15 protein-coding genes are annotated in these 15,157 nt (G+C 65.0%); 6 read left to right on the plus strand and 9 right to left on the minus strand.

The annotated features are described in order from the left end of the window. Positions 1 to 6: 6 nt before the first annotated feature. From AB843_RS13015 to AB843_RS13055, 9 genes are all read right to left on the minus strand, one after another. The gene (locus AB843_RS13015; protein ID WP_048647285.1) at positions 7 to 927 is read right to left on the minus strand and encodes a branched-chain amino acid ABC transporter permease; all 921 of its coding nucleotides are present in this window, start codon (positions 925 to 927) and stop codon (positions 7 to 9) included. Positions 928 to 1,156: 229 nt separating this feature from the next. Then, the gene (locus AB843_RS13020; RefSeq protein WP_048647286.1) at positions 1,157 to 2,293 is read right to left on the minus strand and encodes an ABC transporter substrate-binding protein; all 1,137 of its coding nucleotides are present in this window, start codon (positions 2,291 to 2,293) and stop codon (positions 1,157 to 1,159) included. 53 nt (positions 2,294 to 2,346) lie between these two features. Beyond that, positions 2,347 to 3,180, minus strand: coding sequence for a tryptophan 2,3-dioxygenase (gene kynA, locus AB843_RS13025; protein WP_048647287.1), 834 nt, complete (start codon positions 3,178 to 3,180; stop codon positions 2,347 to 2,349). Then, positions 3,177 to 4,802, minus strand: coding sequence for an AMP-binding protein (locus AB843_RS13030; protein WP_048647288.1), 1,626 nt, complete (start codon positions 4,800 to 4,802; stop codon positions 3,177 to 3,179). Before AB843_RS13030 ends, kynA begins: the two co-directional genes overlap by 4 nt. A gap of 10 nt (positions 4,803 to 4,812) precedes the next feature. Continuing rightward, entirely contained in the window at positions 4,813 to 5,955 is a 1,143-nt protein-coding gene (locus AB843_RS13035) for an acyl-CoA dehydrogenase family protein (protein ID WP_048647289.1), read from the minus strand. Further along, on the minus strand, positions 5,955 to 6,767 hold the full coding sequence (locus tag AB843_RS13040; RefSeq protein WP_048647290.1) for an enoyl-CoA hydratase family protein: 813 nt from the start codon (positions 6,765 to 6,767) through the stop codon (positions 5,955 to 5,957). Before AB843_RS13040 ends, AB843_RS13035 begins: the two co-directional genes overlap by 1 nt. After that, complete coding sequence (locus tag AB843_RS13045; RefSeq protein ID WP_048647291.1) at positions 6,764 to 7,240, minus strand: MarR family winged helix-turn-helix transcriptional regulator; 477 nt, start codon at positions 7,238 to 7,240, stop codon at positions 6,764 to 6,766. The genes AB843_RS13040 and AB843_RS13045 overlap by 4 nt, the downstream gene beginning before the upstream one ends. Next, positions 7,234 to 7,992 (minus strand): SDR family NAD(P)-dependent oxidoreductase, encoded by a 759-nt coding sequence (locus AB843_RS13050; RefSeq protein WP_048647292.1) that lies wholly within the window; start codon positions 7,990 to 7,992, stop codon positions 7,234 to 7,236. The genes AB843_RS13045 and AB843_RS13050 overlap by 7 nt, the downstream gene beginning before the upstream one ends. After that, positions 7,992 to 10,283, minus strand: a complete 2,292-nt coding sequence (locus tag AB843_RS13055; RefSeq protein WP_048647293.1) for a bifunctional salicylyl-CoA 5-hydroxylase/oxidoreductase — start codon at positions 10,281 to 10,283, stop codon at positions 7,992 to 7,994. The genes AB843_RS13050 and AB843_RS13055 overlap by 1 nt, the downstream gene beginning before the upstream one ends. Positions 10,284 to 10,489: 206 nt before the next feature. Between AB843_RS13055 and AB843_RS13060 the strand changes: the two genes are divergently transcribed. From AB843_RS13060 to AB843_RS13085, 6 genes are all read left to right on the plus strand, one after another. After that, complete coding sequence (locus AB843_RS13060; protein ID WP_048647382.1) at positions 10,490 to 11,320, plus strand: alpha/beta hydrolase; 831 nt, start codon at positions 10,490 to 10,492, stop codon at positions 11,318 to 11,320. A gap of 54 nt (positions 11,321 to 11,374) precedes the next feature. Beyond that, a complete protein-coding gene (locus AB843_RS13065; RefSeq protein ID WP_048647294.1) occupies positions 11,375 to 11,611 on the plus strand; it encodes an Lrp/AsnC ligand binding domain-containing protein in 237 nt (78 codons plus the stop codon). Between the two features lie 293 nt (positions 11,612 to 11,904). After that, on the plus strand, positions 11,905 to 12,588 hold the full coding sequence (locus AB843_RS13070; RefSeq protein WP_048647295.1) for a D-lyxose/D-mannose family sugar isomerase: 684 nt from the start codon (positions 11,905 to 11,907) through the stop codon (positions 12,586 to 12,588). A 79-nt stretch (positions 12,589 to 12,667) separates the two neighbouring features. After that, entirely contained in the window at positions 12,668 to 13,165 is a 498-nt protein-coding gene (locus AB843_RS13075; protein WP_048647296.1) for a hypothetical protein, read from the plus strand. A gap of 151 nt (positions 13,166 to 13,316) precedes the next feature. Beyond that, complete coding sequence (locus tag AB843_RS13080) at positions 13,317 to 13,592, plus strand: acyl carrier protein (protein ID WP_048647297.1); 276 nt, start codon at positions 13,317 to 13,319, stop codon at positions 13,590 to 13,592. Between the two features lie 267 nt (positions 13,593 to 13,859). Beyond that, positions 13,860 to 15,074: a beta-ketoacyl-[acyl-carrier-protein] synthase family protein gene (locus tag AB843_RS13085; protein WP_048647298.1), complete on the plus strand. Its 1,215-nt coding sequence runs from the start codon at positions 13,860 to 13,862 to the stop codon at positions 15,072 to 15,074. Positions 15,075 to 15,157 lie beyond the last annotated feature (83 nt).

The following is a 15,157-nucleotide window of genomic DNA, read 5'->3' on the forward strand; positions in this document are numbered from 1 at the left end:
GCCCCCTCACGCATTGGCCGCGAACAGGCCGCTCGGCCTGAAGGCGAGGATCAGCGCCATGACGATGTAGATCAGCATCGAGGCGAGCGCCGCGCCGATGGTGGCGGCGTCGGAAGGCGGCATGAACAGCGCGAAGGCGTGCGGCAGGAGGAAACGGCCAAGCGTTTCCGTCAGGCCGACCAGGATCGAGCCGATCAGCGCGCCCTTGATCGAGCCGATGCCGCCGATGACGATGACGACGAAGGCGAGGATCAGCACCGGCTCGCCCATGCCCACCTGCACGGATTGCAATGCGCCGACCATGGCGCCGGCCAGGCCGGCCAGCGCCGCGCCCAGCGCGAAGACCAGCGTGTAGAGCGTGCCGATGTCGATGCCGAGCGCGGCGATCATCTCGCGGTCGCTTTCGCCGGCGCGGATGCGCATGCCGAGCCGCGTCTTGCCGATCAGCAGATACAGTCCGATGGCGACGGCGATGCCGACGCCGATGACGGCGAGGCGATAGACCGGATATTGCGCGCCGCCCGGCAGGCGCACCGCACCGGACAGAAGCGCGGGAATGTCGAGATACAGCGGGAACGAACCGAACACCCAGCGGGTGCCCTCGGAGAAGATCAGGATCAGCGCGAAGGTGGCGAGCACCTGGTCGAGGTGGTTGCGCTCGTAGAGCCTGCGGATGACGAGGATTTCGACGACCGCGCCGGCCGCCGCCGCCGCCGCCAGGCTGGCGACGAGGCCGAGCCAGAACGAGCCCGTCGCGGCGGCCACGGTGGCGCAGGCGAAAGCGCCGACCATGAACAGCGAGCCATGCGCCAGGTTGATGAGCCCCATCACGCCGAAGATCAGCGTCAGCCCGGCCGCCATCAGGAACAGCATGACGCCGAACTGAAGGCCGTTGAGGATTTGCTCGATGAAAAGGGCTAGGGACACTGGGCGTTTCGCAGTCTGGTTTCAGGATGAATGCAATGTGGAGAGAAATCGCTTGTGGTTTTCTTGCAGGCTTTGCCTGCAACCCCCACCCTCAATCCCTCCCCTCAAGGGGGAGGGAAGAAGGGTAGTGCGCTTCATCATCATCCCCTCCCCCTTGAGGGGAGGGGTAAGGGGTGGGGGTACGGCGCCGTCATAGGCGATTTCCCTTCACTGGGAGAAGGGGACCTCCTTACATCTTGCACTCGCCCGCGTAGGCGTCCTTGTGGTCGGTGAAGGCGGTGCCGATGATCTTGTTGGTCAGCGTGTCGCCATCCTTGACCACCTCGCGGACGTAGAAATCCTGGATCGGGTGGTTGTTGGTGTTGAACGAGAACTTGCCGCGCACCGATTTGAAATCCGCTTCCTTCAGCGCCGCGCGGAAAGCGTCCTTGTCCTTGACGCTGGCCTTGGCCGCCGCCGCCAGGATCAGGTTCGCCGTATCATAGGCCTGCGCCGCATAGACCGAAGGCAGACGGCCATACTCTTCCTTGAAGCCCGCGACAAAGGCCTTGTTGGCTTCGTTGTCGAGGTCCTGCGACCAGGAGGCCGTGTTCTTCACGCCGAGCGCCGCATCGCCGATGGCCGGCAGCACGTCCTGGCTGAAGGAGAAGGCGGGGCCGAGCAGCGGCAGGCCGACGCCCGACTGCGCATATTGCTTGGTGAAGGCGATGCCCATGCCGCCGGGCAGGAAGATGAACACCGAATCGGCGCCGGAGGCGCGGATCTGAGCGATCTCGGCGGCGTAGTCGGTCTGGCCGAGCTTGGTGTAGACCTCGCCCGCCAGCTCGCCCTTGTAGTAGCGCTTGAAGCCGGTCAGCGAATCCTTGCCGGCCGGATAGTTGGGCGCCAGGATGAAGGTCTTCTTGTAGTCCTTGTTGGCGGCCTCGCCCATCGCCTCATGGAAATTGTCGTTCTGGTAGGCGACGTTGAAATAGTTGGCATTGCAACCGGCGCCGGCCAGTGCCGACGGGCCGGCATTGACCGACAGATAGATGATGTCCTGCGCGGTGACGGCCGGTACCACGGCCATCGCCAGGTTCGACCAGATGATGCCGGTCATCAGGTCGACCTTGTCGCTCTGCACCATCTTGTCGGCGATCTGCACGGCCAGTTCCGGCTTCTGCGCGTCGTCCTCGGTGACGACTTCGATCTCCTTGTTGCCCGACTGCTTGACGGCCAGCATGAAGCCGTCGCGCGCATCGATGCCGAGGCCGGCGCCGCCGCCCGACAAGGTGGTGATCATGCCGATCTTGACCGGCTCGGCAAAGGCGTTGCCGGCAAGGCCGGCCGATAGCGCCAGGATACTGGCGGCAAGCAATTTCTTCATGATGGTCTCCCTTGTTCCCTTTTTGATTGGTCCTGCTCAACCCGGCAGTCAGGCTACATGTCCGTGCGCACCCGCCAAAGTTCGGGGAATAGTTCCACATCCAGCATCTTGCGCAAATAGGAAACGCCGGATGTGCCGCCGGTTCCCCGCTTCAGGCCGATGATGCGTTCCACCGTGGTAACGTGGTTGAAGCGCCAACGGCGGAAATAATCCTCGAAGTCGATCAGCTTCTCGGCCAGTTCGTAGAGCGCCCAATGCCTGTCCGGATCGGCGTAGACGGCCTTCCAGGCCGCCTGCACCCGGTCGTCCGGCTCGCGGCGCTCGCGCCATGAGGTGCGCGCGGCATCGGCGCCGATGTCGAACCCCTGGCGCGCCAGCAGCCGCAGCGCCTCGTCGTAGAGGCTGGGTTCGGCCAGGATGTCTTCGAGCCGGGCGGTGATCTCCGGCTTGTCGGAATGCGGCTTCAGCATGGAAAGGTTGCGGTTGCCGGCGAGGAACTCGATCGACCGGTACTGCCATGACTGGAAGCCGGAGGACTGGCCGAGCGCGTCGCGAAAGGTCGAGTACTCGCTCGGCGTCATGGTGCGCAGCACGTCCCAGGCGCTGTTCAACTGCTCGAAGATGCGCGCCACGCGGGTCAGCATCTTGAAGGCCGGGCGCAGCCGGTCCTCGGCGATCGCCGCCTTGGCCGAGCGGATCTCGGCGATCGCCAGCATCATCCACAATTCGGAGGTCTGGTGCTGGATGATGAACAGGAGTTCGTCGCGCGCCGTCGACAGCGGCTTTTGCGCGTCGAGAATCTTGTCCAGATGCAGATAGTCGCTGTAGGACATGGGCGGCTTGATGTCGGCCGCCTTGTCGTCATCGAGATCCCGTTCGGCGCTCATGCTTCGTCGCCCTCTCTCAAGCGGAATCGCTGGATCTTGCCCGTTTGCGTTTTTGGCAGCGTATCGATGAACTTCACCGAGCGCGGATATTTGTAAGGGGCGATGACAGCCTTCACATGATCCTGCAGGCGCTTGACGGCGGCGGCGTCGCGCGCCACGCCCTCAGCCAGCACCACATAGGCCTCGACGATCTGGCCGCGTTCCTCGCTGGCCGCGCCGATCACCGCGCATTCCACCACTTCGGCATGGGACAGGAGCGCCGCCTCCACCTCGGGGCCGGCAATGTTGTAGCCGGCCGAGACGATCATGTCGTCGGAGCGGGCGGCGAAATGCAAATGGCCGTCCTCATCCTGGAAGAAGGAATCGCCGGTCAGGTTCCAGCCGTCGCGCACATAGTCCTTCTGGCGCTCGTCGGCCAGGTAGCGGCAGCCCGTCGGCCCGCGCACCGCCAGCCGGCCGGTCTCGCCGCGCGGCAGCTCGTTCATATCGTCATCGACGATCTTCGCCTCGTAGCCCGTCACCGGGCGGCCGGTGGTGGCGGGGTGCATGTCGTCGAAGCGGTTGGAGATGAAGATGTGCAGCATCTCGGTGGCGCCGATGCCGTCGAGGATCGGCTTGCCGGTCTTTTTCGTCCATTCCTCGAACACCGGCCCCGGCAGGGTTTCGCCGGCCGACACGGCGACGCGCAGCGACGAAAGGTCGGCGCCCTCGTCCATCGCCGCCATCATGGCGCGGTAGGCGGTCGGCGCGGTGAAGCTGATTGTGGCGCGGTATTTCTCGATGATCTCGATCATGTTCGGCGGCGTGGCGCTTTCGAGCAGCGTCGCGGCGGCGCCGAAGCGCAGCGGGAAGATCGCCAGCCCGCCAAGGCCGAAGGTGAAGGCGAGCGGCGGCGAGCCGACGAACACGTCGTCCGGCGTTACCTGCAGGACTTCCCTGGCGTAACCGTCGGCGATGATCAGAAGGTCGCGATGGAAATGCATCGTCGCCTTGGGGATGCCGGTCGTGCCGGAGGTGAACCCCAGCAGCGCGACATCGTCGCGGCCGGTTTTCACGGCTTCGAACTGCACGGGCTTGTCGAGGGCGATGCGGTCGAGCTCGGCGTCGAAATTGGCCGTCCCGTCGAAACCGACCACCTGCTTCAGGAAGCGGCTTTCCTTGGCGCAGGCCACCAACTCGTCCTTGATGCGCGTGTCGCACAGGGCCAGCGTGATTTCCGCCTTGTCGACGATCTTGGCCAGTTCGCCGGCGCGCAGCATCGGCATGGTGTTGACGACGACGGCGCCCGCCTTGGTGGCGGCCAGCCAGCAGGCGACCATGGCCGGGTTGTTGGCCGAGCGGATGAGGATGCGGTTGCCGGGCTTGACGCCATAATCCTCGACCAGCGCATGGGCGAGGCGGCTGGTCCAGTCGGCCAGTTCCTTGTAGGTGCGCCGCCGGCCATTGCCGATCAGCGCCACACGGTCGCCGAAGCCGCGCTCGACCAGACGGTCGGAGAGTTCGACGCCGGCGTTCAGGTATTCGGGATAGTCGAAGCCTTCGAGCAGGAATTCTGGCCACTGATCCTCGGGCGGGAGGTTGTCCCGCGCGAATGTGTCCGTATGGCCGGTCGGTCCGAGCATGTGTTCACCCTCATTTTATCGTTTGCCGTGCGATGACGACTTTCTGGACGTCTGACGCGCCCTCGTAGATGCGGAGCGCCCGGATCTCCCGGTACAGGCTCTCCACGATGTGCCCGCGGCGGACGCCGTCGCCGCCATGGATCTGCACCGCCTTGTCGATCACTTCCTGCGCCTTGTCGGTGGCGAAGAGCTTGGCCATCGCCGCCTCGCGCGTCACCCGCGGCGCGCCCATGTCCTTGGTCCAGGCGGCGCGGTAGATGAGTAATGCCGCGGCATCCACGTCGAGCGCCATGTCGGCGATGTGGCCCTGCACCATCTGCAGGTCGGCGAGCGGTGCGCCGAAAAGCCGGCGGCTCGCGGCGCGGTCGATGGTCTCGTCCAAGGCCCGGCGGGCAAAGCCGAGGGCCGCGGCGCCGACCGTCGAGCGGAACACGTCGAGCACCGACATGGCGATCCTGAAGCCGTCGCCCGGCTTGCCGATCATGGCCGATGCCGGCACGCGCACATCGTCGAAGGACAGCCGGGCCAGCGGATGCGGGGCGATCACGTCGATGCGTTCGGCGACATTCAGGCCCGGCGTGTCGGCCGGCACCAGGAAGGCGGAAATCCCCTTCGCGCCGGGCGCTTCGCCGGTGCGCGCAAACACGGTGTAGAGATCGGCGATGCCGCCATTGGAAATCCAGGTCTTCTCGCCCGACAGCACATAGTCGCCGCCGTCACGCGTGGCGGCCATGTCCATATTGGCGACGTCGGAGCCGGAACGCGGCTCGGACAGGGCAAAGGCCGACAGTGCCTTGCCGTCGCGCGTCCGGTCGAGCCATGTCTGCTGCTCGGGCGTGCCGAAGAAGCTGATCGCACCGGTGCCGAGGCCCTGCATGGCGAAGGCGAAATCGGCCAGCCCGTCATGGCGGGCCAGCGTTTCGCGGGTGATGCACAGCGTGCGCACGTCGAGCGGGCCGGGGTTGGCCGTGTCGAGCGCGGTGGGTTTCAGCAGGCCGGCATCGCCGAGCCGTGCGACGAGATCGCGGCAGGCGGCATCGACATCGCTGTGATCGACGGGGAGGTTGGCTGCGCACCAGGCTTCCAGCTTTTGCGCCCAGTCGCGGTGGCGCTGCTCGAAGAAGGGCCAGTCGAGGAAGGAGCGGTCAGGCATCAGTTTCCCTCGAACACCGGTTTTTCCTTCGCCACGAAGGCGTTGTAGGCGCGTTCGAAATCCCTGGTCTGCATGCAGATTGCCTGCGCCTGCGCCTCGGCCTCGATGGCCTGCTCAAGCCCCATCGACCATTCATGGTTGAGCTGGGTCTTGGTGATGCCATGGGCGAAGGTCGGGCCGGCGGCGATGCGGCCGGCCATGCCGAGCGCTTCGGCTTCCAGAGCCTCGGCTGAAACGAGGCGGTTGTAGAACCCCCAGCGTTCGCCTTCCTCGGCGCTCATGGAGCGGCCAGTGTAAAGCAGTTCGGCGGCGCGGCCCTGGCCGATGATGCGCGGCAGGATTGCGCAGGCGCCCATGTCGCAGCCGGCGAGGCCGACGCGGGTGAAGAGAAAGGCCGTCTTGGCCTCAGGGGTCGCCAGCCGCAGATCGGCTGCCATGGCGATGATGGCGCCGGCGCCGACCGCCACGCCGTCGACGGCGGCGATGATCGGCTTGCTGCAGGCGATCATCGCCTTGACCAGATCGCCGGTCATGCGGGTGAAGGCCAGAAGGCCCTTCATGTCCATCCTGACCAGCGGGCCGATGATGTCGTGGACGTCGCCGCCCGAGCAGAAATTGCCGCCATTGGGCAGGAACACCACGGCATCCACATCGTCGGCATAGGGCAGGGCGCGAAACATGTCGCGCAGCTCGGCATAGGATTCGAAGGTCAGCGGATTCTTGCGGTCGGGCCGGTCGAGCTGGACCACGGCGACGCTGCCCTCCATGCGCCAGATGAAATGTTGCGGTTTCAGACCCGCCATGGCGCTCATGCCTCGCCCTCCCAGTTGCTTTCGAACGTCTTCAGCGTTGCCGCCAGAGCCCTGGCCTCGTCCTCGGGCAGGCCGGCGAGCAGTTCGTCGACCCAGCGCTCATGCGCCTCGGCCATGGCGGCGAATGCTTCCTTGCCGGCGGGTGTCAGCTTGACGATGGAGGTGCGGCGGTCGCCGTCCCGTTTCGAGCGGCTGGCCATGCCGTCATTGACCAGGCGCTCGACAATGCCGGTGACGTTGCCGTTGGACACCAGCAGGAAACTGGAAATGTCGCTCATCGCCATGCCCTCGGGAGCGCGGTCGAGCGCCGACAGGACATCGAAGCGCGGCAAGGTGGTGTCGAAGCGCGCCTTCAGCCGCTCGCGCAGCACGGCCTCGATCAGGCGCGAGGCGCGCAGAAGCCGGATCCACAGGCGCAGCCGTTCCTTGGTGGGAGCACCTGAACGAACGGATGTCAGGGGAGCGCTTACCATGTTTCACCTCCGGAGATGGAAATCGACTGGCCGGTGACCGACATGGCCTCGGGACTGATGAGCCAAAGCGCCGCCGCCGCCACTTCCTTCGGCTGCACCAGCCGGCCATGCGGATTGGCATCGACAAAGCCCTTGCGGGCCTCCGCATGGCTGCGTCCGGTCTTCTCGACCACGCGCTCGATCGATTCCTCCAGCATGTCCGTCTCGACATAACCGGGGCAGATGGCATTGACGGTGACGCCGGTCTTGACCAGTTCGGCCGACAGGGCGCGCATCAGGCCGATGACGCCGTGCTTGGAAGCGACGTAGGGCGCCACATAGGCATAGCCCTTGAGGCCGGCGACCGAGGCGATGAAGACGATGCGTCCGCTGCCGCGTTTGGCCATCGGCGACAGCGCCGGCTTCACGGTCAGGAAGGCGCCGGTCATGTTGACGTTGACGATCCTGTTCCAGTCTTCGAGCGATGTCTTGTGGGCCGGCGCGCTGGAGGCGATGCCGGCATTGGCAATGACGATGTCGAATGGCCCGCGCGCCGCTTCCGCGCTCTCGTAGAGCGCCTGCATGGAGGCTTCGTCGGTCACGTCGGCGGTCATGGCGTGGATGCGCGCATGGCCGTTGGCCACCTTTTCCAGGGGTTCGGCGCGGCGGCCGCAAATGGTGACGTCGATGCCGGCTTCCGCCAGCGCCAGGGCGATCGCCGCGCCGACGCCCGAGCCGCCGCCGGTGACGAGAGCGTGGCGGGAGGCGGTCATCACACCTTCCCCGTCATCTGATCGGCGCGCTCGGCAAGCCGGTAAGCCTGGTCGCGGCCCGGCAGATAGGGATCAGGCCAGGCGACACCCTTGTCGCACAGGGTCACCGCCGCATGCAGCGTCCAGTAGGGATCGGCCAGATGCGGGCGGGCCAGGCAGACGAGATCGGCGCGGCCGGCCATCAGGATCGAATTGACGTGGTCCGGCTCGTAGATGTTGCCGACGGCGATCGTTGCCATGCCCGTCTCGTTGCGGATGCGGTCGGAAAACGGCGTCTGAAACATGCGGCCATAGACCGGCCTGGCCTCTTTCGTCGTCTGGCCGGCCGAGACGTCGCAGATGTCGACGCCGGCTTGCTGCAACAGGCGGGCGATCTCGACGGCTTCGGCCGGCGTCACGCCCGCGTCGCCGACCCAGTCATTGGCCGAGATGCGCACGGAGATCGGCTTGTCGTCGGGCCATGCGGCGCGCACGGCGTGGAAGATCTCCAGCGGATAGCGCATGCGGTTTTCCAGGCTGCCGCCATACTCGTCCTGGCGCCGGTTGGTCAGCGGCGAGATGAAGGAGGAGAGCAGATAGCCGTGGGCACAGTGCAGTTCCAGCATGTGGAAGCCGCAGCGCTCGGCCATTTCGACAGAGGCGACGAACTGGTCGCGCACCATGTCCATGTCGGCGCGGTCCATCGCCTTCGGCGTCTGGTTCCTGTCCGACCAGGCGACCGCTGAAGCGGCCAGCAGGGGCCAGTTGTCGTTGGCCAGCGGCGCGTCCATCTCCTCCCAGCCGAGCTGGGTCGAGCCCTTGGGGCCTGAATGGCCGATCTGCGCGCAGATCTTGGCATCCGTCTCATTATGGACGAAGTCGACGATGCGCTTCCAGGCCGTTTCGTGCTCGGGCTTGTAGAAGCCGGGGCAGCCGGGGGTGATGCGGCCTTCCGGGCTGACGCAGGTCATCTCGATGTAGACGAGGCCGGCGCCGCCCTTGGCGCGCTCGCAGTAGTGAACGAAATGCCAGTCGGTCGGTGCGCCGTCGACGGCCTTGTACTGGGCCATGGGCGAGACGACGATGCGGTTCTTCAGCGTCAGGCCGCGCAGCTTGTAGGGGGCGAACATCGGTGCGCGCCCGACATTGGAATCGGCGCCCGCCTGATGCTGGAACCAGGCTTCGGCGCCAGACAGCCATTCGGCGTCGCGCAGGCGCAGATTCTCGTGGCTGATGCGCTGCGAGCGGGTGAGCAGCGAATAGTTGAACTGGACGGGATCGAGATCGAGGTAGCGCTCCACCTCCTCGAACCATTCGAGCGAGTTGCGCGCAGCCGATTGCAGGCGCAGCACCTCGAGCCGCCGGGCATCCTCGTATTTCTCGAAGGCCTCTTGCAGCGTCGGCTCGGTGTGGACGTATTCGGCCAGCGCGATGGCGCTTTCGAGCGCCAGCTTGGTGCCGGAGCCGATGGAGAAATGGGCGCTTGCCGCCGCGTCGCCCATCAGCGCCAGATTCTCGTGCGACCAGCGCTCGCAAAGCACGCGCGGGAAGTTGATCCAGGCCGAACCGCGAATGTGGTTGGCATTGGTCATCAGCGCGTGGCCGCCGAGATGGTTCTTGAAGATCCGCTCGCAGACGGCGATGGATTCCTGCTGGCTCATCGCGCCGAAGCCGAACTTGTCCCAGGTTTCCTGGCTGCATTCGACGATGAAGGTCGCCGTTTCGTCATCGAACTGGTAGGCGTGCGCCCAGACCAAGCCGTGTTCCGTCTTCTCGAAGATGAAGGTGAAGGCGTCGTCGAATTTCTGATGGGTGCCGAGCCAGACGAACTTGCACTTGCGCATGTCGATGTCGGGCTTGAACACCTCGGCGAATGTGCCGCGCGCCCTGGAGTTCAGCCCGTCGGCGGCCAGGACCAGATCGTTTTGCGCCATGAAGGGGCGCGGATCGTCGATTTCGGTTTCGAAGGCGAGATTGACGCCCAGCTCGCGAGCGCGCTCCTGCAACAGAACCAGCAGCCGCTTACGGCCGATGCCGCAAAAGCCATGGCCGGTGGACAGGGTGCGCACGCCCTTGTGGATGACGGCGATGTCGTCCCAATAGGCGAAATGCTGGCGGATGCGCTCGGCGCTGACGGGGTCGTTTTCGGCGAGGTTGTCGAGCGTCTCGTCGGACAGCACCACGCCCCAGCCGAACGTGTCGTCGGGCTTGTTGCGCTCATAGACGGTGACGTCGTGCGCGGCATCGCGCAGCTTCATCGAGATTGCGAAATAGAGGCCCGCAGGACCCCCGCCGAGAATTGCGACTTTCATGCTCGCGCTCCATCCTCCCAGGATCGCCCTTCGCCTGGCTGTCAGTGAGAGAGCATTGCACCGGCGGCGAGACATTTCAAGTATGAAATTTTAAGGTTGAAATATAGCACACCTGCGGTCAGTGTACAGTATGAAACCGGCCGATGACAGGGAGCGGCCGGCAGGCTATGCACAGGGTCGCCTGGCCATCGATGGAGGAACTGAGCGTGTTTTATCGGGAAATCAGCGACTGGGACGACGCTTATGCCAATGGCGCCAACATTCCAGGCGGCGATCGCTGGCCGGATGCCTGGGTCGCGCCGGCGCGGGCCTATCGTGAAAAACTGTCGGCGGCCGGCAGGGCCGAACTCGACATCGCCTATGGCGAGGGCGCGCGCAACCGGTTCGACCTGTTCCTGCCGGAGGGGGCTCCGCGCGGGCTCGTCGTCTTCATCCATGGCGGGTTCTGGCTGCGCCTCGACAAGAGCTTCTGGTCGCATCTGGCGGCCGGCGCGGTGGACAGCGGCTATGCCGTGGCGATGCCGTCCTACACGCTGTGCCCGGAAAACTCCGTTTCCGGCATCACCGCAGAGATCGGCCGCGCGGTGACCGCGGCGGCCGGGCGCGTCGACGGCCCGCTGATCGTGACCGGGCATTCGGCGGGCGGTCATCTGGCGAGCCGCATGGCCTGCACCTCCTCGCCGCTCCCCGAAGCCGTTCGGGCGCGCCTGCGGCATGTTCTGTCCATCTCCGGCGTTCACGACCTGCGTCCGATGATGCGGACGGCGATGAACGAGGATCTGAAGATAACCGCCGAGGAGGCACTGGCCGAAAGCCCGGCGCTTCTGCAGCCTTTGCCCGGCGCCCAGCTGACCTGCTGGGTGGGTGCGGCCGAACGCGGCGAATTCCTGCGGCAGAACGCGTTGCTCGCCAATGTCTGGACCGGGCTCGGCGCACGGACCGCCACCGTCGAGGAGCCGGACCGGCATCATTTCGACGTCATCGACGGGCTGGCCGACGCGAACCACCAGATGGTGCGCTGTCTGTTGACAGTGTGAGGCGATGCGCCGAGTCTCGGCCAACCTTTTTTTCAACCCGTTCACGGAACCCCGATGAGACCCGTTTTCGTTCAAGTGCGCTGCAAGCCCGGCAAGACCTACGAGGTCGCCGACGAAATCTACAAGCGTGAAATCGCCTCGGAGCTCTATTCGACCAGCGGCGATTACGACCTCTTGATGAAGGTTTATATCGAGGACGGCGTCGATGTCGGAAAGTTCATCAGCGAGAACATCGCCAGCGTGCCGGGCATCCGCCGCTCGCTGACGACGCTGACGTTCAAGGCTTTTTAGAAATGCCATGCGTCCATCCGGGCGCACCGTACACGCCACTATATCCGCGCGCCTCTGCGCCGTTCCGGCATGGATCCTCGGGTCAGAGCCCGAGGATGACGGGCGGGTGGGGAGGAACAATGCCGTTCGTCAGCCTTGGCGATTGACACGAATGCTTACGCAATTCGTCATCCTCGGGCTCTGACCCGAGGATCCATGCCTGACCGCCAAGTACTGTAGAAACCGCCTTGGCGGCTCGCCTTGCTTGGGCTACGAACCGGTGAACAGTTGCGACCAGCGCCGGGAGGCATTGCGTGAAACGTTCCAGGGTCAATGAAATACTGCGCGAAGGTGCCGAGTTCATCCGCTCCTTCGGCTATGTCCTGCCGCCCTTCGCCGACTGGACGCCCGACGACATGAAGCATCGGAGCGGCGCGATCGGCGGCATCGTCGATGCGCGGCTCGGCTGGGACATCACCGATTACGGCGCGGGCGACTTCGCCCGGCGGGGGCTGTTCCTGTTCACGGCGCGCAACGGAGCCGTAGAAGATTTGAAGCAGGGTCGCGGCATGCTCTACGCCGAGAAGATCATGATATCGCGCCGCGACCAGGTGGCGCCGATGCACAAGCATGCGGTCAAGGCCGAGGACATCATCAATCGCGGTGGCGGGATCCTGTGCATCGAGCTGTTCGCATCCGCGCCGGATGGCGAAATCGACCGGACCGCGCCGGTGACAGTGCCGACCGACGGGATCAGGCGCCATGTCGACGCCGGCGGGATTCTGCGGCTTGCGCCCGGGGAGAGCGTGACGCTTCTGCCCGGCGTCTGGCACGCCTTCTGGGGCGAGGAGCAGGATGTGCTGATCGGCGAGGTCTCGACGGTCAATGACGACCTGACAGACAATATTTTCGCCGATCCGATCGCCCGTTTCTCGCAGATAGAGGAAGACGAGGCACCGCACAGGCTTCTGGTTTCCGACTATCCGACCTGGCTTTGAGGGAACCCGCGTCGCGCTGCAGCCGTTGCGTTTAGCGAGCGAACATGTTTTCTGCGCGGCGAACACACAGGATGGACCCATGATCATGTCTTTCGGAAGCCGGTCGATGCGCCCGGACACCGAGTTCCACTGGATTGCCACGATGGCGCTGCTCGTGGCGCTTGCGCTGCAGACGCCGCTGCTTGCCCAGGGGCTCGACCGGGAGGAGGCCATCGACGCCATCATCGGCTCCGATGTGAAGACCGAGGAGGTCGAGGCGGCGTCGGCGGCCGACCGGGTCGTCGAGGCGATCGCGGAGACCAGCAAGAATGCCGAGCGCGTGCGCAAGACCTTCTCTCTCAACGAGGTCGATATCGTCTTCCTGCCCGATCTGAACGAGAGCTCGGGCGGCATCATGAAGGCGATTGCCGACAACCAACGCGATATCGACGCATTGCAGGAAGCCATCGACGGAAGCGCCCTGTTCTATCACGCGGTCGATTCCCGTTCGGTCATGGTGCGCGATGTCGTGGCGCTGGAGTATGACGACGGCGACAAGGTGACGATTTTCGTCAAGGGCAAGCCGGCCGACAAGTGAACGGCGGACGATCGCGCCTGAATATACACGGGCCGCACTTGCCGCACGGCCTGGTTTGGTTTCTTATGTTCGGCAGTTTTGTCGAGTTGAACACGGGCGCCTGGCCCGCCGGTATTGTAGCCGGCAAAAAGGTGAGCCGAGGAGATGGTTTATGAATGCTGACAGTCGCGTGAGCACCGACGACATCGGCCGGGCGATTCTTGAGAAGATCAAGGTCCACGCCCAGGAAGATGCATCGAGCGTCTCGTTGGACACCCCGCTCGCGGATCTCGGCATCCACTCGCTTGAGTTGACGGAAATCATCTTCGACGTCGAGGACGAATTCAACATCGAGGTCGAGATGAACACCGCCGAGGCCTGGGAAAGCCTCGAGACGGTGCGCGACATCGTCGCCGCGGTGCGCGAACTGGTGGACGCCAAGAGCTAGGGTCAGGACCTACTAATATGACCACAATGGCGTTCGATAGACCAAGAGATGCAAGGAAAAGCCCGCAGAGCGGGGTCTTCCCCCCGGTCAAGGGCTTTGACGCGGCAGATCGCCAGTCTATCGAGCGTCCTTCGGATCGGCCTGATTTGCACGGCCTACTTTGTCGCAAGACCTTGAAAGACGTAAAGTCTTCCTGCGGTCCTGCTCCGCGTATCCGCACAAATCAGGCCGACCATTGCGGCCATATTAGTAGGTCCTGACCCTAGGATGCCCACACCGCGTATCGTCATAACCGGTCTCGGCGGTATCTGCGCGCTGGGAACGGATGCTCCGTCCATCTGGTCGGGCATGCGCCAGGGGCGTCAAGCCATCGGGCCGATCACCATCACAGCGTTGCACGAGTTGAAGGCGCGCATCGGCGCCGAGATCAAGGAGCTGCCCGACCACGGGTTCGATCACAAGCGCCTGGTGACGATGGACCGGTTCAGCCTGCTGGCGGCGATCGCCGCGAAGGAAGCGCTGGCGCAGTCGGGCTTCTTGGTCGACGCCACCAATACGAACCGGATTGGCGCCGTGGTGGGCACCGGCGTCTGTGGCTGGGAAGCGATCGAGGAAAGCTATCGGGCGGTCTTGCTGGAAGGCAAGCCGCGCACCGGCATCTTCACCGTGCCGCGCGCCATGCCGGGTGCGGCCGCCGGCCAGGTCAGCATGACGATGGGGCTGCGCGGCCCGGTTTTCGGCGTTACGTCGGCCTGCTCCTCCTCCAATCACGCGATCATCGCGGCGGCCGACCAATTGCGGCTGGGGCGCGCCGACGTCATGCTCGCCGGCGGCACCGATGCGCCGCTGATCTACGGCATTCTCAAAGGCTGGGAAGCGCTGCGGGTGCTGGCGCCGGAAACCTGCCGGCCATTCTCGGCCGACCGCCAGGGCCTGGTGCTTGGCGAGGGCGCCGGCATTGCGGTGCTCGAGACGCTCGAACACGCGCGGGCGCGGGGCGCGCCGATCCTGGCGGAACTGGCCGGCGGCGGCATGACGGCCGATGCGTCCGACATCGTCGCACCGATGGTCGAGGGGCCGATCAACGCCATGCAGGCGTGCCTGGCCGAAGCGGGCCTGGCGGCGCAGGATGTCGATTACATCAACGCGCACGGTACCGGCACCAAGGCCAATGACAAAATTGAAACCCAGGCGATCCGCCGGGTCTTCGGCGCGCATGCGGACAAGCTGTCGGTTTCCTCGACGAAGTCGATGCATGCCCATTGCCTTGGCGCTTCGGGAGCCCTGGAGCTGATCGCCTGCGTGATGGCCATTCGCGAGGGGCTGGTGCCGCCGACGGCCGGCTATCGCCAGGCGGATCCCGATTGCGATCTCGACGTGACGCCGAATACGGCGCGCGCGCGGGCGGTTCGCGTTGCGTTGAGCAACGGTTTCGCCTTTGGCGGCACCAATGCGGTGATCGCCGTCAAGGCAATGGAATAGACCGGCGTGGGGCGGGGCCCGCTACTGCATAATTCCTTAAATCGGAATCGATTTGAGGAAAAAATTATGCAGCATTTCAAAGT

Source organism: Nitratireductor soli (genome assembly GCF_001050155.1).
GTDB classification, from domain to species: Bacteria; Pseudomonadota; Alphaproteobacteria; order Rhizobiales; family Rhizobiaceae; genus Nitratireductor; species Nitratireductor soli.